At 56.7% G+C, this 19573-nt stretch carries 21 protein-coding genes and 1 other annotated feature; of the genes, 12 read left to right on the top strand and 9 right to left on the bottom strand.

Features of this window, described 5'->3' with window-relative positions; all coding sequences use genetic code 11:
• Positions 1–25: 25 nt before the first annotated feature.
• From ftsZ to H8709_RS04595, 6 genes are all read left to right on the top strand, one after another.
• Entirely contained in the window at positions 26–1111 is a 1086-nt protein-coding gene (gene ftsZ / locus H8709_RS04620) for a cell division protein FtsZ (RefSeq protein WP_262397321.1), read from the top strand.
• A 389-nt stretch (positions 1112–1500) separates the two neighbouring features.
• Complete coding sequence (locus tag H8709_RS04615) at positions 1501–2430, top strand: magnesium transporter CorA family protein (protein WP_262397193.1); 930 nt, start codon at positions 1501–1503, stop codon at positions 2428–2430.
• 58 nt (positions 2431–2488) lie between these two features.
• On the top strand, positions 2489–2917 hold the full coding sequence (locus H8709_RS04610) for a hypothetical protein (protein WP_262397192.1): 429 nt from the start codon (positions 2489–2491) through the stop codon (positions 2915–2917).
• A 163-nt stretch (positions 2918–3080) separates the two neighbouring features.
• Complete coding sequence (locus H8709_RS04605; protein ID WP_262397191.1) at positions 3081–3839, top strand: hypothetical protein; 759 nt, start codon at positions 3081–3083, stop codon at positions 3837–3839.
• A 270-nt stretch (positions 3840–4109) separates the two neighbouring features.
• On the top strand, positions 4110–4676 hold the full coding sequence (locus H8709_RS04600) for a FumA C-terminus/TtdB family hydratase beta subunit (RefSeq protein WP_262397190.1): 567 nt from the start codon (positions 4110–4112) through the stop codon (positions 4674–4676).
• Between the two features lie 178 nt (positions 4677–4854).
• A complete protein-coding gene (locus H8709_RS04595; protein ID WP_262397189.1) occupies positions 4855–5466 on the top strand; it encodes a hypothetical protein in 612 nt (203 codons plus the stop codon).
• A gap of 65 nt (positions 5467–5531) precedes the next feature.
• On the opposite strand, the gene H8709_RS04590 is transcribed toward H8709_RS04595, so the two are convergent.
• On the bottom strand, positions 5532–5723 hold the full coding sequence (locus H8709_RS04590; RefSeq protein WP_262397188.1) for an alpha/beta-type small acid-soluble spore protein: 192 nt from the start codon (positions 5721–5723) through the stop codon (positions 5532–5534).
• Between the two features lie 153 nt (positions 5724–5876).
• Positions 5877–6416 (bottom strand): hypothetical protein, encoded by a 540-nt coding sequence (locus H8709_RS04585; protein ID WP_262397187.1) that lies wholly within the window; start codon positions 6414–6416, stop codon positions 5877–5879.
• A 120-nt stretch (positions 6417–6536) separates the two neighbouring features.
• Between H8709_RS04585 and H8709_RS04580 the strand changes: the two genes are divergently transcribed.
• Positions 6537–6704, top strand: coding sequence for a hypothetical protein (locus H8709_RS04580; protein ID WP_262397186.1), 168 nt, complete (start codon positions 6537–6539; stop codon positions 6702–6704).
• On the opposite strand, the gene H8709_RS04575 is transcribed toward H8709_RS04580, so the two are convergent.
• The 5 genes from H8709_RS04575 to pheS form a co-directional block, all read right to left on the bottom strand.
• The gene (locus H8709_RS04575) at positions 6701–7903 is read right to left on the bottom strand and encodes an amidohydrolase family protein (RefSeq protein ID WP_262397185.1); all 1203 of its coding nucleotides are present in this window, start codon (positions 7901–7903) and stop codon (positions 6701–6703) included. The genes H8709_RS04580 and H8709_RS04575 overlap by 4 nt on opposite strands.
• Before the next feature lie 8 nt (positions 7904–7911).
• Positions 7912–8220 (bottom strand): hypothetical protein, encoded by a 309-nt coding sequence (locus H8709_RS04570; protein WP_262397184.1) that lies wholly within the window; start codon positions 8218–8220, stop codon positions 7912–7914.
• A gap of 192 nt (positions 8221–8412) precedes the next feature.
• Positions 8413–8658 (bottom strand): IreB family regulatory phosphoprotein, encoded by a 246-nt coding sequence (locus H8709_RS04565; RefSeq protein ID WP_191481739.1) that lies wholly within the window; start codon positions 8656–8658, stop codon positions 8413–8415.
• A gap of 115 nt (positions 8659–8773) precedes the next feature.
• Positions 8774–11149 carry a phenylalanine--tRNA ligase subunit beta gene (pheT, locus tag H8709_RS04560; RefSeq protein ID WP_262397183.1) on the bottom strand — a complete coding sequence of 792 codons (2376 nt, stop codon included), beginning with the start codon at positions 11147–11149 and terminating at the stop codon, positions 8774–8776.
• Positions 11150–11239: 90 nt separating this feature from the next.
• Entirely contained in the window at positions 11240–12259 is a 1020-nt protein-coding gene (pheS, locus tag H8709_RS04555; RefSeq protein ID WP_262397182.1) for a phenylalanine--tRNA ligase subunit alpha, read from the bottom strand.
• Positions 12260–12645: 386 nt separating this feature from the next.
• Positions 12646–12883 (bottom strand) — a binding site (T-box leader).
• Between the two features lie 134 nt (positions 12884–13017).
• Here pheS and acpS point away from each other — a divergent pair.
• The 4 genes from acpS (at position 13018) to H8709_RS04535 (ending at position 16379) form a co-directional block, all read left to right on the top strand.
• Positions 13018–13407, top strand: a complete 390-nt coding sequence (acpS, locus tag H8709_RS04550) for a holo-ACP synthase (protein WP_262397181.1) — start codon at positions 13018–13020, stop codon at positions 13405–13407.
• A 1-nt stretch (position 13408) separates the two neighbouring features.
• Positions 13409–14944: an NAD(P)H-hydrate dehydratase gene (locus tag H8709_RS04545; protein WP_262397180.1), complete on the top strand. Its 1536-nt coding sequence runs from the start codon at positions 13409–13411 to the stop codon at positions 14942–14944.
• 317 nt (positions 14945–15261) lie between these two features.
• Positions 15262–15810, top strand: a complete 549-nt coding sequence (locus H8709_RS04540; protein WP_262397179.1) for a hypothetical protein — start codon at positions 15262–15264, stop codon at positions 15808–15810.
• Positions 15811–16016: 206 nt separating this feature from the next.
• Complete coding sequence (locus H8709_RS04535) at positions 16017–16379, top strand: type II toxin-antitoxin system PemK/MazF family toxin (protein ID WP_262397178.1); 363 nt, start codon at positions 16017–16019, stop codon at positions 16377–16379.
• 224 nt (positions 16380–16603) lie between these two features.
• Here the strand turns inward: H8709_RS04535 and H8709_RS04530 are convergent, their stop codons facing one another.
• Positions 16604–16837: a helix-turn-helix domain-containing protein gene (locus H8709_RS04530; RefSeq protein WP_262397177.1), complete on the bottom strand. Its 234-nt coding sequence runs from the start codon at positions 16835–16837 to the stop codon at positions 16604–16606.
• A gap of 170 nt (positions 16838–17007) precedes the next feature.
• Positions 17008–18387: a UDP-N-acetylmuramate--L-alanine ligase gene (gene murC, locus H8709_RS04525; RefSeq protein WP_262397176.1), complete on the bottom strand. Its 1380-nt coding sequence runs from the start codon at positions 18385–18387 to the stop codon at positions 17008–17010.
• A gap of 263 nt (positions 18388–18650) precedes the next feature.
• On the opposite strand from murC, the gene spoVG reads away from it, so the two are divergent.
• Complete coding sequence (spoVG, locus tag H8709_RS04520) at positions 18651–18947, top strand: septation regulator SpoVG (RefSeq protein ID WP_262397175.1); 297 nt, start codon at positions 18651–18653, stop codon at positions 18945–18947.
• Positions 18948–19573: the final 626 nt, after the last annotated feature.

Below are 19573 nucleotides of genomic sequence, written 5' to 3'. Positions count from 1 at the left end.
TTTAGGAGGAAAGCATCCCATGCCTATGAATTTTGACTTGGCGAATGATTTTGAAAAAGTAGTAAAGATACAAGTCGCCGGTATTGGCGGCGGCGGCGGAAATGCTGTCAACCGGATGATTAACGCAGGCATACAGCACGTGGAGTTTTTGGCGGTGAATACGGACCAGCAGGCGCTGGATGCTTCCCTTTCCCCTTATAAAATTCTCATCGGCGAAAAGCTGACCAAGCGCAAGGGCGCGGGCGGCAAGCCGGAAATTGGACAGAAGGCCGCGGAGGAGAGCCGGGAGGAAATCGCGGCGGTCCTCAAAGGCACCGATATGATCTTTATCACCGCGGGCATGGGCGGCGGCACCGGTACCGGCGCGGCTCCCATTGTAGCGGAAGTGGCCAGGGATTTGGGCATCCTCACCGTAGGCATTGTGACCAAGCCCTTCGCGTTTGAGGGCAAAAAGCGGATGGAACAGGCCGAGTCGGGCATCGTCGCCCTCAGAGAGCATGTTGACTCCCTGCTTGTCATCCCCAATGAGCGGCTCAAACTGATTTCGGAGCAGAGAATCACGCTGGCCAACGCCTTTGAGGCGGCCGACGACGTGCTGCGCCAGGGCGTGCAGAGCATCTCCGATTTGGTACATACCAACGGTCTCGTCAACCTGGACTTCGCCGACGTCACCTCCATCATGAAGGACGCCGGATACGCGCACATGGGCGTGGGACATGCCCAGGGCAAGGACAAAGCCGAGCAGGCGGCGGCCATGGCCATTTCCAGCCCGCTGCTGGAGACCTCCATCGACGGCGCCAAGGGCGTCCTGGTCAACATCACCTCTTCCTCCGATATCGGCATGGACGAGGTGGACATCGCTTCCTCTATGATCACCCAGGCCTCCCATCCCGACGCCAACATCATCTGGGGCGTCACCTTCGACGAGAAGCTCAACGACGAGATGCAGGTCACTGTCATCGCCACCGGCTTCGATGCCGACCGGATGGACGCGGCTGTCAACTACAACTTTAAAAGCGGCGTGACGGCGGCTGCCGAGGACGGCAAAGGCGGCCCGGCTGGGGACGACGACGATTACTTTGACATCATGAAGATTTTTAATCAGAGATAGTGCTTTCAAAGCGCGAGAACATAGAAGGACAGGGGCTTTCGGCTCCTGTCCTTTTTGCGTGGATGATTCTTCCAGGGGCATTTGAGGCCAAATTGACGCGAATTGTTTAAAAATAGCCCATGAGGAACAAGGAGAATCAAATACTTCCACAAATCGCTGTTTATCGCTTGCAATCGCCGGTTATTGTGCTATAATGGAACAGGATTGCGGCCGTTTGGCCGGAGATTCTTCGACGACTGATGATTTGGGTAAAATGCGGCAGAATAATAGGAAGGCCGCGTGTTGGAGGTGAAAGTTGTGAACCCTGACCCTAGCGGAAACGACCGAAGTTTAACTACATAGGGGCAGGAGCAGCATCTGCGTGCTTCTGCCGCAAAGGAGGAAGCAAGATGCTCAGCTTTTACAAGACGGTGAACAACCGTATCCAGCAGATTCCTCAGGCGGAGGATGGCTGCTGGATCAGCGCCATCAGCCCCACCGAGGAAGAGGTGGCGTTCTTAGTGGGCGACCTGGGCGTAGACCAGGAGTTTGTCCGGGCGGCGCTGGACGAGGAGGAGACCTCCCGTATCGAGAAGGAAGAGGAACAGACCCTGGTGATCGTGGACTACCCGACCCAGCAGACCGAGACGGAGAACACCATCCTCTACTCCACCATGCCTATGGGCATCATCATCACGGAAAAGATGGTGATCACGGTGTGCCTCAGAGAAAACCCCGTCATCAGCGAGATGGCAAACGGCCTGGTCAAGAATGTGCAGACCCATCTGAAGACCCGGTTTTTGCTCACATGCCTATTGCGCATCGCCGTGCGTTACCTTCAATACTTAAAGCAGATTGATAAAATTTCCCACTATGTGGAGCAGCAGCTGCACAAATCTATGCGAAACAAGGAGCTCATTCAACTGTTGGGCCTGGAAAAATCGCTGGTTTACTTCTCCACTTCCCTCAAATCCAACGAGATGACGCTGGAAAAGGTGATGCGGGGCAGGATTATCAAGCTCTACGAGGAGGATGAGGATCTGCTCGAAGACGTCCTCATCGAAATCAGACAGGCCATTGAGATGTGTAATATCTATTCCAGCATCCTATCGGGGACCATGGACGCCTTTGCCTCCATTATCTCCAATAACCTCAACATCGTCATGAAGGTCCTCACCTGTATTACCATCGTCATGGCGGTCCCCACCATCGTGTCCAGCTTCTACGGCATGAATGTGCCCAATATTCCCTTCCCCAACTTTTGGTTCCCCATCGCCGTTTCCATCGTGCTCATGCTGATTGTGACGGTGATCCTCATCAAAAAGGACATGTTCCACTAAATGAGAGGAGACAGGGCGCTTTTGGCGTCCTGCTTGCAAGCGGAAGGGGAGGATGCAGATGAAAAAGAACCCGATTCTGCCGGTGTTGCTCGCCGGCATATTAGCGCTTAGCATTGTCTACGGCTGCTCCTGGATTCCCATGGGGGTATCTCATACCATGTCCGCCATCGCCTATGCCGAGGGGGGCGAGGGCGCACAATCTGCCGTCTTCGCGGTGGAGGGGTCCCTCACCCGGCCCTTGTTTCATTCCACCATCTTCCGCGGCTCCATGGAAGTTGTCATCGCGGGGGATCGGTGGCGGCAGGACCAGGACATCCGCTTTAAAGAAAGCGGCAAGGTGGAGTCCGGCGTTCTGAGCGTGGGGGACGGCAGGGAAGCGGTCCTCAAAATGCTGGGCAACTTCGAGGAAATCACCGTCACCGGTTTTTTCGATGGCCAGGGGAGGGAGTGGACCCTCCACGCCCCGGTGGACACCCTGCAACCGTGATAGACACCCGGCCATCGGACGGCCGGGTTTTTTGTTCTCCAAGACTTGGAGGGCGGGTGAGATGAAAAGTTATTGAGTTTCGACAAGAACATGTTATAATAAAAGAAATGAACGGTTTGAGAGAAGAAAGAGAAAACTTTGAGGGCCGAAAGGGGTGCGTGCCATGGATAAGCAGGTGCTTTTTAAAACCAGCGTTATGGGTGGCTTTAACAAGACGGAAGTTCTTACATATATCGACGAGCTGAGCAGCTCCTCCAAGGAGATGGAAAAACGGCTGGGTGATAAGATCGCGGAGCTGGAGGCTTCCAACCAGCAGCTGGGGGAGGACATCGCCGCGGTCAATGAGAAGATGAACGAGGCGCAAAGCCGCTTGGAGATCGAGCAAGCGCGGGTGCGGGAACTGACGGTACAGCTGAGCGAAGCGAGCCTCGACATGGCCAAATATAAGCAGCTTTGCGAGGAAAAGGACCGGGAGATCAAGATTCAGCGGGAACAGAACCGCCAGCTCCAGTTTAAAGCGGAGAGCGCCGAATACAAGAGCAAGAAGTACGACGAGATGTCCCAGCAGATTGGGGACGCCCTCATCGACGCCAAGGAAAAGGCGGACCAGATTCTCGCCGACGCCAAGGTCCAGTCCAAAGGGATCCTCCACAGCGCCGCTGCCGCCATGGAGAGTTTTTCGGGCCAGATGGTCTACGTGAAGGAGGATGTGGCCCGTATCCGGGACACACTCCACGACACGGTGGAGCAGATGCATGCAAAACTCGACGCCCTCGACAGCATGATCGACAAGGCGGCGGCCCGCATCACCCTCACTTCCGCCAATGTGGAGGCGGAGGAGGCCGTTGGGGGGACACAAACGTCCGAGGAAATAAAGGAAGAAGAAAATCCTGCGTTTTTTCGTGACGCCGCCACCCTCTGAGGAAGAGAAAGGCGGCGCGCCTCATCAAACGAAAGCGGCTCTCCAGCCGGATGTTTTGCCTCGAGAGCACGTGGTAAAGCTGGAAACAAAGCTTCAGTGGCAGACACCGGCCGGCCGTCGGGAATACGGCATACACGGTCTTATTAAAAAGCTGTGGCAGATGCTCGGCGGACGATAATTACAAACAAAAGGGCAGGGAGGAAGGAAGCTTCCTTCCTGCTTTGTGCTGAGCGATGAAAAGCCCCATAGGGGAAACCAGGAGGAATCGGAATGAAAGAATGGAATCTCACGACACAACAGCTTCGCCAAACGGCGCCGGAGCTTCGGGTGTTTGACCGGGTGCTTTTGTCTGGCACCATCTATACGGCCCGTGATGCGGCTCATAAACGTTTTTTCGCCCTGCTCGACGAGGGCAGGCCTCTGCCGGTGGATTTGACCGACGCCGCTATCTACTATGCCGGTCCCACCCCCGCGCCCGAAGGAAGACCCATCGGCTCGTGTGGGCCCACCACCTCCTCCCGGATGGACCCCTATGCGCCTCGGCTGATGGACCTGGGGCTGGTCTGTATGATCGGCAAGGGCCCCCGCAGTCAGGCGGTTTATGATGCGGTGGTGCGCAACCGGGGTGTGTACCTCTGCGCGCTGGGAGGTGCCGGGGCGCTGGCCGCAGCCTCCATCGAAGCAAGCGAGGTGGTAGCCTTCGACGACCTGGGCTGCGAATCGGTCAAAAGGCTCACAGTCCGGGACTTTCCGCTGGTGGTGGCGGCCGACTGCGGCGGAGGCAATATCTTCGCAGCGGGCCGCGCCGGTTATCTGGCTTCCCACCCGGCGGTGTGAAATCATATTTAAAGGTTGCAGAAGGACGGCGTCTGTGGCGCCGTCCTTTTTTGCCTATGTTGCCAAAGATCATTGGAAAATTTTGTTGGGTTTTGTCGATTAATTGCTTGTGGACAGATGGGTTCAAGAGGTATAATTAATAGAAAGTATGGATGTTTTTGTAAGGGAGGAAAAGACAATGCTCAAAAAAATCATGTCCATTATCACGGCTCTCATCGGCATTGCCACCATCGCGCTGGGCGTCATGCTCATGAACGAGAAACCGATCTCCTATGTGGTACCCGCCAGCAATCTGCAGTATACACCGGGACGGTACAGTGCTAATCCGGCAGCCTTTGGCGGGGATTTTTATACCTATGTCTATGATGGGGTAAAGACCGCAGTGGAAGAGCTCAACGAGATCAATCATGCCATGGGCGTGGTCGTACAGTCGGAGAACGCTCTTCACCAGGCCATGTCCATCCAGGTGAACGCCACCAACGATCTGATTCAGAAAACCGCCAAGGTGGGCGGCGCCGTCGTTCTCGCCATCGGCTTGGCAGTGCTTGCCTTTTCCGCTTTTTCCATCGGAAGCGCCTTCACACGCGGCCCGAAAGCCAAACCGGCTTCGGCCACAGGAAAGAAGGCGCCCGCCTATGCACCCTATGCCCAGAAAGAGGCAGCGGTGCCAGTGGCGCCCCAGGCGCCCGCCTCAGAGCCGCCAGCTTACTCCTATGATGCGCCAGCGGCGCCGGACGCGCCGCAAGCTCGTACGCCAGAACCGCCGGAAGGGCCTGCCGATTACCGTTAGCAGAACAAACGAATATGTAAAAACGGGACGCCGATTGGCGTCCCGCTTTTATTTAGAGGGGAAAGTTATTTCACGGAGTTCTCGTAAGCTTCGATCATCTTTTTGACCATCTGGCCGCCAACGCTACCAGCCTGTTTGGAGGTCAGGTCGCCGTTGTAACCCTGTTTCAGGTTCACGCCAACTTCGTTTGCAGCTTCCATTTTGAAACGATCCATAGCCTCTCTGGCCTGGGGAACAACAATTTTGTTACTAGACATAATTAATTACACTCCTGTTCAATGTTTTGGGGATTCATTACTTGATTGCGTTTGCAGTATTATTGTAGTCCGAAGGGCTTCATATATGAGTGGTAAATTCCGCCTCGCTTTTTTGATGTTTTTGGGGAAACAAGTTGGAATTCCTTGCCCGGCTCATGTCAGTTCTTCGATAAAATGGGTGTGTCCTGAGAGGGCGAGGATACAGCACACCACCAGCGTCAGATAGCGGTCAAAGGGATTGCCCATATCGGTGGGTAGCTCAAAGGGTTCGATCTGCCGCCCACAGAAAGGGATAGAGCGCTGCAAACAGACGACGGAGCTATCGGAAGTAAAGCTGGAATAGGTAAAGGTGTCTTTCGAGGACAGCCCGCAAGTGATGACCATGAGCCCCAGCTTTTGGACCAGGCTGGCCGCGTCCTCGTCGTCGGAGTCCACCACGGCGTAGCATCCGTCAAAGGGGCCGTGGGTTTCCACCGGCGCCGCGTGGCTTTTGAAAATAATGAGCGAATTTTCGCAGTCCACGGGGATGAGCTTTTCCGTTTCGTAAATCAGAAAGTCGTAGTGTCCGCCGGGATCGCCGGTCACCTTGTCCCCGTCTAGAAAGAGCAGGGAAAACTTGGGGGAAAGGGCGTGCATGAGGAACCTGACCGTCTTTTTGTCGGATTTTTTTCCTACAATCACAATGGTGAACAATCCATACCCTCATTTCAAAAAATGAAATTTGTATTATTGTATCCGAAAAAGTGAATTTCATAAAAAATTGCCAAAGGCTATTTTTTGTGAAAGAGGAGGAGCGTGGAGTGCACGGATGCCTTGCGCAATGATTTTTTATGGCGCGGCAATAAAACGATAGGCCAAAGGCTATCGTTTGCGCAAGGGGGGGAAGAGCGCGATGGGGATTTCATGGGTATGGCTTTATCGGTACGAACAAACGCAAAAAAGCGGCCGGAATCTTCCGGCCGCTTTTTCAGTGTTTTTTAAAATCCATAAATTTTCTTGGCGTTATAATACAGGATGTCGCTAATGAGACCTTTGGCCTCTTCCTCGGTCATGCAGCCTTCGCTTACCTTGCGGGCAAAGAGCTTGGCAAAGACATGGCGGGCCGCCAGCAATGCGCCGAAGCTGTCCTCCGCCATCCAGGTGTCGCAGCCCCAGCAGATCTTGGAGGCGTTGCCCACTTCCAGCAGTTCCTCTAAGAAGCGCTCGGTGGCGCTGGGGGAGAGGATGGGCATCCAGCACAGGTCGGGGTAAACGTTGGGGTAGTTGTGGACGAGCGCCAACACGTCGTCCATCCAGGGATAGCTGCCGTGGAAGATGACAAAGCGGGTGTCCGGATTCTGGTCGATGACGGGTTTGAGCCACATGGCGTTGGACTTATTGAGCCGGGCAAGCCCGGTATGGCACTGGACCGGCACGTCCCGCTCCGCCGCGTATTTGCAGATTTGGTCAAAGATATAGTCCTGAAACGCCTTGATTTCCTCCGGGGTGGCATTGGGGTTTTGATAGCCCCGCGCGGCCTCCTCCTTGGTTGTGGGCATGAAATCCAGGCCCCGGTCGTAGGCGCAGCCCGCCTTGATGGCGACGCAGCCCTCGTCCAGTTTAAGCCCGATCTGCCGGCGCATGAGGGCCACGTAGTCGTCCAGGGTGGGGGCGTCGGGCCAGCCGTAGACTTGAAAGGGATTCTTTCCCTTGTGGTCCACCGCGGTCTTGTTGTAGCCGAAAAGATACATATTGATGCGGTAGGCCGCCGTCATCATGCCACCGAAGCCCTGGATTTCACCGGGGTTCCAATAGGAGTCCACAATGACCTTTTCATAGCGGCACACCTTCCGCAGCACATCGGTGCGGTGATGCTCATTTCCGTAGGCCTGGGCGATTTTATCGCTAAAAAGCTCCCAGGTGGCGCCGGAGAGAGGCGCGTCAATGTCGTAGAGGGTTTGGAGGGATTTTTGAAAATAGGTAAAATAGGAATTAAACCGCACATCCCGTACAAAGGCGTCCTTGTCGGCGTAGTTTGCCGCGCACAGTGCCTTCCAACCCATATAGGTGGAGGTGAGCATGGCATCCAGCGTCATGTCGCTTCCGTCGACGGTGGGCAGGCTGTGGGAATGGGTGTTGATGACGGGATGGTCCTGCATGTGCTCCATGAGGCGCGCGTAGATGTCATTCACGATGCTCATCCTTTCCGTTATTCACTCTGGGCCGCGTTTTGTTTGTCCAGACGGTCCAGCCAGATGCTGGCGATGTCCAACGCGTTATAGAGTCCGTCCTGCTCGCTCTTTTTGAGAATGCGCTCGGCCGGGCTTTTGGTGGTGTCGGTGCTGATCATCTGCACCGAAACGCGGCTGGCCATGTCCATGCCTTCCTCCTCTTTGGTGGAGAGAATTTGAAGCATAACGACGCTCTCGTCGGACATGCTGCCGTAATAGAGGGTTTTTCCGCTGCGCACCAGCGGCCGCCCTTTGTATGTCAGAAACTGCTGTTTGTCTTGCGCCATAATATATACCTCCTCAGGTCGTTTCTATCTTTGTAATACGCATCTGCGTCAAAAGTATACGGTGAAATCTTCGTTAGATTCATATTTTACCATATTTTTGGGGGCAAGTAAAGGAAGGGTCTCAGAGGATCGGACGAAATAAACCGCAGCCGGGAAAACCTCGGCTGCGGTTTTATCTCATATCGTTTGCGTTTAATCATTCAAGTAGGATTTGACCAAAAGCTGCAACAGTTCGTCCCGGTCCACCCGGCGGATGAGGCTCCGCGCGTTGTTGTGGGTCGTGATATAGGTCGGGTCCTCGGAGAGAATATATCCCACAATCTGATTGATGGGATTATAGCCCTTTTGGCGCAAAGCATCGTACACAGACGTCAGTATCTGTTTGATTTCCTTTTCCTTATCCTCATGAATTGAAAACGATATTGTCGGTTCGTGCATGATACCACCTCTTTGTAAACTAGCATACACCATTCTTGGGTAATTATCAAGTCGAAGTTCATAAATCCTATTTCAAATTTTGTGGTGACCGGTGGCGGCGGATAGGTTTCGGACCTCAGGCACGCAGGGTGGCGCCCAACTCGTCGAGTGCTTTGAGGACCTTCTTCATGGCCCGGTCGGTCTCCTCGTCGGTGAGGGTGCGGTCGGCCGCCCGGAAGGAGAGGCTCCACGCCACGCTCTTCTTGCCCTCGGGGACTTGTTTGCCCTTATAGACGTCGAAAAGGGAAACCTGCTCTAAAATGCGGCCCGCGGCTTTCTGGATAGCCTTTTTCATGGTGAGCACCGGCAGCGCGTCGTCGCACAGGACCGCGATGTCCCGGGCCGTGGCCGGATACTTGGGCAGGGGAGTGAAGTGCTTGTCGGCACAGCGCAGATCAAACAGGGCGCCGGCGCTCAGCTTGGCGGCATAGGCCTTGACGCCGATGCCGTAGTTTTGCAGTACGAGCGGATGCACCTCGCCCAGCACGCCGATTTCCCGGCCGTCCTTGGAGATTTTGGCGCAGCGCCCGGGGTGGAAGGTGGGGTTGTCGCTGACAGCCTCCACGTCGTAGTCCTCGATGTCCAGGACATGCAGAAGTTCTTCCACCACGCCCTTGAGGGAGAAGAAGTCATAGGCTTCTCCATACATCCCCAGGGTCACCTGGGAGTTTTCGTCCGGCAGGGGGCCGTCGGTGGGGATATACTCGGGGGAAATCTCGAAGAAGGCGGCGCTTTCGTTGCGGTTATTATAGTTTTTCGCCAGAATTTCCAGCATAGAAGGCAGGGTGGTGGTGCGCATGACGCTGGTGTCCTCACCCAAGGGGTTTTGGATGGTGACGCATTGGCGCAGGGGACTCTCCGCCGGGAGCCTGATTTTGTCGTAGTACTTGGGACTGATGAAGGAATAGGTCATGATCTCATAGAGACCCTGAGCCAGCAGGGTGTCGCTCACCGTGCGCTCGAACTTCTGCAGGTCGGTCAGATGGCCCTGGGCCGTGCCGCGGATGGCGGTGACGGGGATTTTGTCGTAGCCGTAGAACCGGGCGATCTCCTCGGAGATGTCGGCCTTGTGCTCCAAATCGGGGCGGAAGCTGGGGATGACGATGTCGTCGCCCTCCATGACACAGCCGATCTTCTCGAGAATCTGCACCATCCGCTCCCGGGAGATTTCGATGCCGAGGAAACGGTTGATCCAGTCGGGTTCCAGGGGGATGCGGCGGAGCGCTTTGTCGGAGTTGTCCACGTCGATAACGCCGTCCACCACTTCACCGGCGCCCAGCAGCTCCACGAGTTCGCAGGCCCGCTCCACCGCCGGCAGGGTGTTATAGGGATCGAGGCCCTTTTCATAACGCCCCGAGCTTTCAGTGCGAAGGGCCAGCTTCTTGGAGGTCAGGCGGACGCTGACGCCGTTAAAACAGGCGGACTCGAAGACGATGGTGTCGGTGTCGTCCATGATGCCGGAGTATTCCCCGCCCATGACGCCGGCCACGGCCACCGGGCCCTTCTCGTCGGCGATGACCAGCATGCTTTCGTCGAGACCACGCTCCACGTCGTCCAGGGTGGTGATCTTCTCGCCGTTTTGGGCGGTGCGGACGGTGATCTTTTTGCCGTTTACATATTTGTAGTCAAAGGCGTGCATGGGTTGGCCGTATTCGAGCATGACGTAGTTGGTGATGTCCACGATGTTGTTGATGGGACGCACACCGCAGGCCCGAAGACGCTCCCGCATCCAACGGGGCGAGGGCTCAATTTTCACGTTTTTGACCATCCGGGCCATGTAGCGCATGCACAGCTCCGGATTTTTGACCTCTACGTCGAGCAGCTCGTGGATGTCGCCGCCGCTTCCCTTGACTACCGGTGTGTGGAGCTTGAGGGGTTTGTCATAGGTGGCAGCCGCCTCCCGGGCCAAGCCGATGATGGAGAAGCAGTCGGGGCGGTTGGAGGTGATCTCAAACTCTACGCAGGTGTCATTGAGGCCGATGGCCTCCCGGATGTCCTGGCCCAGACGGAGGTTCTCCTCGTCCAGGACCATGATGCCGTCCTCCACGGCATTCGGGAAGTCGTGCTGGGTGAGTCCCAATTCCCCCAGGGAGCAGAGCATGCCGTTGGAGAGGACGCCGCGCAGCTTGCCCTTGCGGATTTTCTTGCCGCCGGGCAGGGTGGAGTTGTCCATGGCCACGGGGACCACGTCGCCCTCCACCAAATTGGTGGCGCCGGTGACGATCTGGATGGGCTCGCCGGCCCCCACATCCACCTGGCAGACCACCAGCTTGTCCGCGTCGGGGTGTTTTTCAATGGAGAGAATCTTGCCGACGATCACATTGTCAATGTCACTGCCCTCGATGAAATAGCCCTCCACCTTGGAACCGGACATGGTGATCGCCTCGCAGAAATCATGGGGTTTTGCGTCAATATCGACAAAGTCGGATAACCATCTCATGGATAAATTCATGTGTGCATCATTCCCGCCGCTACCGCAAGCGGCTGTTATATTACCTTGACCCCAGCGGATGAATTTGGGGCCGTAGGGGAAAGTCACTTATTAGAACTGGTTGAGGAAGCGCAGGTCGTTTTCATAGAACAGCCGCAGGTCGTCGATGCCGAAGCGGCGCATAACGATGCGCTCGAGGCCCATGCCAAAGGCAAAGCCGCTATACTCCTCCGGGTCGATGCCGCAGATGGAGAGCACCTTGGGGTGCACCATGCCGCAGCCCAACAACTCAATCCAGCCCTCGCCCTTACACAGCCGGCAGCCCTCGCCATGGCAGGCAAAGCACTGGACGTCCAGTTCCGCCGACGGCTCGGTGAAGGGGAAGTGGTGGGGACGAAAACGCACCACGCTGTCCTCCCCGTAGAGGCGCTTGACAAAGACTTCCAGTGTGCCCTTGAGGTCGGCCATGGTCACGTCCTTATCGACGACGAGTCCCTCGATCTGATGGAAGAGAGGGGAGTGGGTGGCGTCCACCGCGTCGGAGCGGTAGACCCGTCCGGGGGCGATGACGCGGATGGGGGGCTTCTGCTTCTCCATCACACGCACCTGCACCGGGGAAGTCTGGGTGCGCAGCACCGTGTTCTCGTCGATGTAGAAGGTGTCCTGGGTGTCCCGGGCCGGATGGTTCTTCGGGATGTTGAGGGCTTCAAAGTTGTAGTAGTCAAGCTCCACCTCCGGGCCCTGGGCCACGTCAAAGCCCATGCCTAAGAAGATCTCCTTAACCTCGTCGAGAACCAGGGTCAGGGGGTGCTTTTTGCCCAGGGGATGCCGTTTGCCCGGCATGGTGACGTCCAGCTTTTCGCTTTCGAGCTGGCGGTCGAGCTGGGAGGCCTTGAGCTCCTCGTTCCGGGCCGCGATGGCCCCCTCGATTTTGGCGCGGACGTCGTTGGCCAGCTGCCCGATGACCGGGCGCTCCTCGGCGGAAAGCTTGCCCATCTGTTTGAGGATGGCGGTCAGCTCCCCCTTCTTGCCCAGAAACCGGACGCGCAGGGCGTCGATTTCTTTCATATCCTGCGCGGCGTGGAGAAGCTCCTCCGCCTGCTGCCGGATGGATTGTAACGCTTCTTTCATTTGTTTCACCTCATCTATATTTTTCATTGTCTGCCTTGTGTGGCGGGTCATGACTCTCGCTTTTTGCGGCTGGTTGCGGGGCACGCGCTTGATCGGAACGCCAGCGCGTGCCAGAGAGGCTGCGGCGCGGCGTAAGCCGGGAGCGCGATGTCCTCCAGCGGCAGCTGGAACGCGCGCGATGTCCCGTCTGTACGCCAGCGCGTGCCAAAGCGGTCAGCGGTTCGGAGTAGGCCGAGGGCGCGTTTACCTCCAGCGGCAGCTGGAACGCGCGCGATGTCCCGTCTGTACGCCAGCGCGTGCCAAAGCGGTCAGCGGTTCGGAGTAGGTCGAGGGCGTGTTTACCTCCAGCGGCAGCTGGAATAAAAAAACGCCTTCATCCCCATAGAAACAGGGACGAAAGCGCACAAAGCGATTCCGCGGTACCACCCGGATTTTTGCATAAGAGCAAACACTCAGCCGCCTTGTAACGGAGCATAACCCGTCGGCGCCTACTTACCCGATGGTTTCAGCGCCGCCGCTCGTGAGTGAACTTCGGTTCCCCGATTCCGATGGACCGGCTTTCAGCCGATGGCCAGCCCTCTCTGCTCCGGCAAAGGAACGTACTCTCTCAGTCATTGCGTTTGAGTTTCATCTTAGCACAACTTTTTCCCCTTTGCAAGGGCTTTTTTCTGGATTTTGCGGGGAAAACAGCGGGTTTCCCGGATAAAGCGGGAAAAAGATGTGGTATAATAATACCAGTGAAAAAGGAGGGTGCGGCTATGCTTTGTTCCGGCATTGATCTGATAGAAATCAAACGAATGGGGCGGTGTTCCCACCGGGAGCACTTCATGGAGCGGGTCTTTTCTTCGGAGGAGCGGGCCCTCTTTGCGGGGAAGAAAGAGCCGCTCCCCACCATCGCCGCCAACTTCGCGGCCAAGGAGGCCTTTGCCAAGGCGCTGGGTACCGGCGTGCGGGGCTTTGCTTTGCGGGAGGTGTCCGCCCTGCGGGACACGTTAGGGCGGCCCTACCTTCATCTCACCGGCCGGGCGGAGGCCCTCGCCCGCCGAATGGGGCTGCGCTTTTCCGTCTCCATGAGCCACACGAAGGCCTACGCGGTTTGCGTCGTCATCGCCTACACTGAAGAATCATCCAATCAGGAGGAAAAATAACATGGCCATTGCCACATCACAGGAAATGAAACAAATTGAGGCGGGTTCCATCCCCTATGGACAGACCTACCTGAGTCTGATGCAAAACGCCGGGGATGGCGTCACCCGGGTTATATTGGATCGAATGGACGTCAAAAGAAAACGGTGCCTGATTCTCTGCGGTAGGGGCAACAACGGCGGCGACGGCTTTGTGGTGGCAAAGAACCTCAAGGACGCTGGGGCGGAGCTGTTGGTGGCATTGCTTCACGGGGAGCCGGCCACCCCCGACGCCATCACTATGTACGAGCGGGCCAGGGAGGACGGCGTAGGGATCGTACGGTATGAAGAGAACCGGGAGCTTATCGAGCAATGGGCCCGGGACTGCGACTTGGCGGTGGACGCCGTCTACGGCACCGGCTTTCACGGGGAGCTGGACCCGGAGACCCAAAAGCTCTCCGGACTGCTGCGGGAAGGAAAGGGGAGGGTCTTCGCGGTGGATATCCCCAGTGGCGTGGCGGCCAATACCGGCCGGGTAGCGTCGGACGCGGTGTGGGCCGACTGTACCGTCACCTTTGACTGTTATAAGCCCGCCCACTTCCTGATGGAAGCGGCGTCTTACTGCGGCGAGGTGGTACTCACCGACATCGGCATTGACCCGCGGGTCCACGGGGAAGTGAGTCTCAGCCATGTTCATTTGACCAAGGAATTTGTCTTTTCCCACCTCAAAAAGCGGCCTCCCAACTCCCACAAGGGGACCTATGGGCGGCTGCTCAACCTCTGCGGCAGCGTGGGGATGTGCGGGGCCGCCATCATGTCCGCCCTAAGCGCCCTTAGGTGCGGTACGGGTCTCGTCACCCTGGGCACGGTGGGGGAATTGACCATCCCGGTTTCCGTCCGGCTGACCGAGTCCCTCTTCCTGCCCCTGTGCCAGAACGCCGACGGCCGGATTTCCGCCCAGAATCTGCCCATCGTCCTGGAGCGCCTTTCCAAAAGCGACGCCTGCCTCATTGGGTGCGGCTTGGGCCTCGATGAGGACACGGTCGAACTGACCCGGGGCGTCATCATAAAAGCGGATTGTCCCATGGTTGTGGACGCGGATGGTATAAATGCGCTGGCAAAAGACATAGATATAATAAAGAAAGCCAAAGCGCCCCTCATCCTGACGCCCCATCCGGGGGAGATGTCCCGCCTTTGCGGCCGCAGCGTGTCCGAAATCGCAGCGAACCGCATGGAGATCGGCGCCGCCTTTGCCAAGGAGTACGGCGTCACCCTGGTGCTCAAGGGCCACAACACCCTGGTCTTTTCGCCGGAAGGAAAGGTCTATATCAATACCACCGGAAACCCCGGGCTCTCCAAGGGCGGCAGCGGGGACATCCTGGCCGGTATGATCGCCTCCTTCTTGGCCCAGGGCCTGCCCGCCGACGTCGCCGCGGCCTGCGGCGTATTCCTCCACGGCTATGCGGCGGACCGCTGTGCAGCGCGCCTCTCCCAGTACGCCATGCTCCCCACCGATATCCTAAACGACTTGGCCGCCATCTTTGCGGAAAACGGGAGATAGCGTCCGGGGGGAGCTGAAAATCCGAAACGAGAGAGTGTGCTTCTCGAGAGCGGGGACGACTGTGTCCACTGAGAAAGCGGGAGACAGTTTCTACCGGGAGCGGCAATACCGGTGTCTCCGAATAACGGGACTCCTTCCGCTGAGAATGGGGACTCCGAAGCGAGAGACAGCGGCCATCGGGAATGGGAACGCCGGTGCCCTCCGAAAAATGGGGGCCACCGTCCAACAAATCCCCGGCGGGAGGAAGCGAATGGTGAGCAAAGCGGCTTTCGTCAAATTTGTTGCCGAGGTGAAGGCGAAAGGAAGATTTGTGCACAATGAAGCGGATTGCTTGTTTGCTTTTGAGCCTCTTGCTCATGACGTCAATGCTCGCAGGATGTGGAAAATCGCCGGCGGAGGGGGGCGGCTCCCGGCTCAGTGAGGAGCAGGTGAGTGAAAAGCTCCAAACCGACTTTGCCTCCACGGCTAAAATCAAATACAAAGGCATCGAGGCCGAGGCTCAGGTCAAGAAGGCCGACGGCACCTGTGTGCTGGACTTTACGGCCCCTGAAAACTTAAATGGCATGCAGTTTAGCCTCTCCGGCGAAAAGCTGGGCATCGGGTACAAGGGCTTCCACGTGGATTTGGACCCCAATTCCGCGGTGGGCGGCGCGGCGGTCAAGATGCTGGTCAAGGCCATCCAGACGGCGGCGGAGAAAAACGGGGTGGATATCGCGGTGGAAAAAGATGCGGTGCAAATCACCTCCACCCAGCAGAGCTTTCAGTTCACCATGCGGTTGGATGCGAAGAGCGGAAATATTTTAAATATCCAGGTTCCGGGGGAGGAACTGGATATCAGCTTTGAAAACTTTACCTTTTTGCAGTAAAGAAAAGCCCCGACGTCCTAACGCCGGGGCTTTTTCGCGGTCAAAAAGACACGCTTCACAATATGATAAGAACGGGACCCCGAGCGAAGGCCAAAGCGGACGTGCCGGAGAAAAATTTTTCCATGCCGTGATTAAGGCGCTTTGCTCGGGGGAACAATAGACTCAGGATGCATCCGAGTAAATCATAGGCGGAGCGTGAGTGTAGCGTGACTGTCAAACGAGGCGATATCTACTATGCGGACCTGAGTCCTGTGGTCGGTTCCGAGCAGGGCGGCATGCGTCCGGTACTCATCGTACAAAACGACGTGGGGAACCGTTACAGCCCCACCGTTATCGCAGCCGCCATCACCAGCCAGAAGGAAAAATCAAAACTTCCCACCCATATCGACGTCAGAGGCGATCAATGCGGGCTATCCCGTGATTCGGTCGTACTTCTGGAACAGATCAGAACCATCGATAAAAGACGGCTCAAGGAAAAAATGGGGAGGCTGGATGACGGTGCGATGGAACCGATCAACAAGGCTCTTTCTATCAGTTTTGGCTTGCCAGACGATCAGCGGCGCTACTGAGGATACATAAAGCGTCGGACGTAAAATGAGACCCCTTTCGGGCCGCCGTGCGGCTAATAACACGCCGGCGCGGCCGCGTAAGTCCCTGACGCTTTACTGTAAACTTCACAGTGCCCTCAACGGCGCCCGGAAATTCCGGGCGCTTGTTTTTTCCACCTACCGGTGGGGGCCATAAAAAGCCAGCCGCATTTGCGGCTGGCTTTTTGGACTGACAAGGGGTGCCCTCATTTTTTCTCCGGTGGAATGTATTCGAGCAAATCGGCAATGGAGCAGTCGAGGACGTAACACAGGCGGGACAGTATGGCCATATCCAAACGCTGAATATCGCCATTGCCATAGCTTTTTAGCTGTGCACTTTGCAATTCTGCTCGCTGCATGACTTTGTTTTTGCTCAGGCCTTTGCGTTTAATAATTTCATTGAGCCTGATCTCGATATGTCCATAGGATTGATCGTTCATTGTATTTTGCTCCTTTAGTCTCCGCGATAACTAAATGATACAATGATAATATTGGCATTGACAGACGTATATATCTAATGTTATAAATATAATGGTAGATATATATGATCAATCGGAAGGCAAAAGGAAAAGCCGCGGGTCCTTTGACCCGCGGCTCACAGCATTCGATTTTACATTTCCAGCATCATCTTGGCGCATTTGTTGACGTCGCCGCACCCCAGCGTGATGACCAGGTCGCCTTCCTCGGCGTGGCTCATGACGTACTCGGCAATTTCGGGGAACTCCGGGAACCACACGCACCCGTCGATCTTGTCGGCCAGGTCCTTGGCAAAGATGTTGTAGGTGTTTTTCTCACGGGACCCCATGATCTCAGAGAGCACCACCCGATCGGCGATGGCGAGGGTGGAGGCAAAGTCGTCTAAGAGCATCTTGGTGCGGGAGTACGTGAAGGGCTGGAACACCGCCCACACCTTTTTGTAGTGCATTCCCTTGGCGGCTTCCAAGGTCACTTTGATTTCGGCGGGGTGGTGGGCGTAATCGTCGGCGATGGTGACGCCCCGCACCTGGCCGAGAATCTCAAACCGGCGCTTGGCACCGCCGAAGTGGGAGAGCCCCCCGGCGGCCTGGGCGGGGGAGGCTCCGGCCAAGAAGGAGGCGGCGGCCGCCGCCGTGGCATTGAGGATATTGTGCTCGCCGGGCACGGCCAGGGTGATGCGGGTGAGGAAACCCTCCTCCTTACTCCACAGCTCGAACTCGGTGTGCCGCTCCGAGATGATGCGGCTGTTTTTGGCGATGTAATCGTTGTGCTCTCCTCGGCCAAAGGTGATGACTGTTTTGTCGAGGCCCTCCAAGGCTTTGAGGGAGTTGGCATCGTCGCCGTTGACCAAGATCGCCTTGGTGGCGTTGGAGGCAAACTTGTGGAAGGACTTGATGATATTTTCCAACGTGCCGAAATAGTCCAGATGGTCGGCGTCCACATTGAGGATGACGGCGATGTCGGGATAGAGCTTTAAGAAGGTGTCCACGAACTCGCAGGCCTCGCACACCATGGTATCGCTGCCGCCCACCCGTCCGCTGCCGCCGATAAGGGGAAGCTTACCGCCGATGACGGCAGTAGGATCGAGGTTTGCCTCCACCAGAATCTGGGTAATCATGGAGGTAGTGGTGGTCTTGCCGTGGGTGCCGCTGACGCAGATTGCGTTGTCATACTGGCCGGTGACGATGCCAAGGAGCACCGAGCGCTCGATGGCGGGTACGTCGGAGGCCATGGCGGCGATGAGCTCGGGGTTGTCGGCCATGATGGCCGCCGTGTAGACAATCAGGTCCGCGCCCTCGATATTTTGAGCTCTCTGTCCCATGAAGACCGGGATGCCCAGCGCCCGCTCGGCGGCCAGGGTGTCGGTCTCGTTGTTGTCGGAGCCGGTGATATAATAGCCCTTGCTGTGGAGAATCTGCACCAGCGGATACATGCCGGAGCCGCCGATGCCGATGAAATGCAGATGTTTTTTTCCTTTTAATATGTGAATATCCGCGTGGGTCACTTTTGCCATAATTTCATCCAAGCCTTTCTTGTGGATAGATAGCGGAACGAGTTTCCGCGCCTTTCCTATTATATTGTTTTTTGGCAGTAAAATAAACACTTTTCTGCACTTTTTTGGAATTGCCCGTCTTTCGAATAGAATTGAATGAGGATGCGGCTGTGTGTGATACATTTTTCCAGAAAACCTTCCGTAAAAATGCATAAGGGGGGCGCAAATGCCGCATATTAACTTTGTAAATGCACGCAAGACTTGACAAAGGAAGGAAAATTGCCATGAATATCACAGACATTCGCATCCGCAGAATTTACCAGGATACCCGGCTCAAAGCCCTGGTCTCCATTACGGTGGACAACGATCTGGCTGTCCACGATATCAAGGTGATCGAGGGCCCGGAACGGCTCTTCGTCGCCATGCCCAGCCGCCGCGAGGAGAGCGGGACCTTCCGGGACATCGTCCATCCCATCACCCCCGAGGCCCGTCAACTGCTGGAGGGCATGATCCTGCAAAAGTATGAGGAGCATTTGGCGCTACTGGAAGAGGAAGCTGAACAGGAGCACCGCCAGTCCTAGCCCGCCGCCCCTCTCATAAATAAGTAGAATAAAAAGCAGCCGCTAGGAAGCGGCTGCTTTTTTGCGCGCTTGTTGCGTCGGCCGCAACGGTAGAGCGTGCGACGCAACACTGCCGCGTTGCAGACCGAGCGCGCGCCAAGCTGACCTTTAGGTTCACATCATCCCTCAGCGGAAGCTGGACCCCCACCGGCATGCGGCGCGGGTGCCGCCACGATGATGCGGAGCAAACCAAAGTCGCGTCATCCCCCAGCGGAAGCTGGCCCCCGCCGGCAGGCGGCGTGGGTGTTGTACCGATGATGCGGAGCAAACCAAAGTCGCGTCATCCCCCAGCGGAAGCTGGCCCCCGCCGGCAGGCGGCGTGGGTGTTGTACCGATGATGCGAAGCAGTCCAAAGTCGCGTCATCCCTCAGCGGAAGCTGGCCCCCGCCGGCAGGCGGCGCACCACGACATCGTTCGCGACAAAAACGCAGGTGTCGCGCCGATGTCGCAGAGCAAACCAAATTCGCGTAGCCCTCCACCGGCAGGTGGGGGAAAAAGTGGGAACTCGTTGAGCCTGGACTTCATAGGATATAGAAGAAAATCTCGGGAAGGCTTTTGCTCGGAAAGATCCGTCGCGGCGGGGTGAT

Origin of the sequence: Zongyangia hominis (assembly GCF_014385095.1) — a bacterium.
Lineage (GTDB): Bacteria > Bacillota > Clostridia > Oscillospirales > Ruminococcaceae > Zongyangia > Zongyangia hominis.
This window is presented reverse-complemented; position numbering and strand designations above follow the sequence as displayed.

Coding starts and splice junctions, on each gene's coding strand:
- ftsZ (WP_262397321.1), top strand. CDS start 26: ATGAATTTTGACTTGGCGAATGATTTTGAAAAAGTAGTAAAGATACAA.
- H8709_RS04615 (WP_262397193.1), top strand. CDS start 1,501: ATGCTCAGCTTTTACAAGACGGTGAACAACCGTATCCAGCAGATTCCT.
- H8709_RS04610 (WP_262397192.1), top strand. CDS start 2,489: ATGAAAAAGAACCCGATTCTGCCGGTGTTGCTCGCCGGCATATTAGCG.
- H8709_RS04605 (WP_262397191.1), top strand. CDS start 3,081: ATGGATAAGCAGGTGCTTTTTAAAACCAGCGTTATGGGTGGCTTTAAC.
- H8709_RS04600 (WP_262397190.1), top strand. CDS start 4,110: ATGAAAGAATGGAATCTCACGACACAACAGCTTCGCCAAACGGCGCCG.
- H8709_RS04595 (WP_262397189.1), top strand. CDS start 4,855: ATGCTCAAAAAAATCATGTCCATTATCACGGCTCTCATCGGCATTGCC.
- H8709_RS04590 (WP_262397188.1), bottom strand. CDS start 5,723: ATGTCTAGTAACAAAATTGTTGTTCCCCAGGCCAGAGAGGCTATGGAT.
- H8709_RS04575 (WP_262397185.1), bottom strand. CDS start 7,903: ATGAGCATCGTGAATGACATCTACGCGCGCCTCATGGAGCACATGCAG.
- H8709_RS04570 (WP_262397184.1), bottom strand. CDS start 8,220: ATGGCGCAAGACAAACAGCAGTTTCTGACATACAAAGGGCGGCCGCTG.
- H8709_RS04565 (WP_191481739.1), bottom strand. CDS start 8,658: ATGCACGAACCGACAATATCGTTTTCAATTCATGAGGATAAGGAAAAG.
- pheT (WP_262397183.1), bottom strand. CDS start 11,149: ATGAATTTATCCATGAGATGGTTATCCGACTTTGTCGATATTGACGCA.
- pheS (WP_262397182.1), bottom strand. CDS start 12,259: ATGAAAGAAGCGTTACAATCCATCCGGCAGCAGGCGGAGGAGCTTCTC.
- acpS (WP_262397181.1), top strand. CDS start 13,018: ATGCTTTGTTCCGGCATTGATCTGATAGAAATCAAACGAATGGGGCGG.
- H8709_RS04545 (WP_262397180.1), top strand. CDS start 13,409: ATGGCCATTGCCACATCACAGGAAATGAAACAAATTGAGGCGGGTTCC.
- H8709_RS04540 (WP_262397179.1), top strand. CDS start 15,262: ATGAAGCGGATTGCTTGTTTGCTTTTGAGCCTCTTGCTCATGACGTCA.
- H8709_RS04530 (WP_262397177.1), bottom strand. CDS start 16,837: ATGAACGATCAATCCTATGGACATATCGAGATCAGGCTCAATGAAATT.
- murC (WP_262397176.1), bottom strand. CDS start 18,387: ATGGCAAAAGTGACCCACGCGGATATTCACATATTAAAAGGAAAAAAA.
- spoVG (WP_262397175.1), top strand. CDS start 18,651: ATGAATATCACAGACATTCGCATCCGCAGAATTTACCAGGATACCCGG.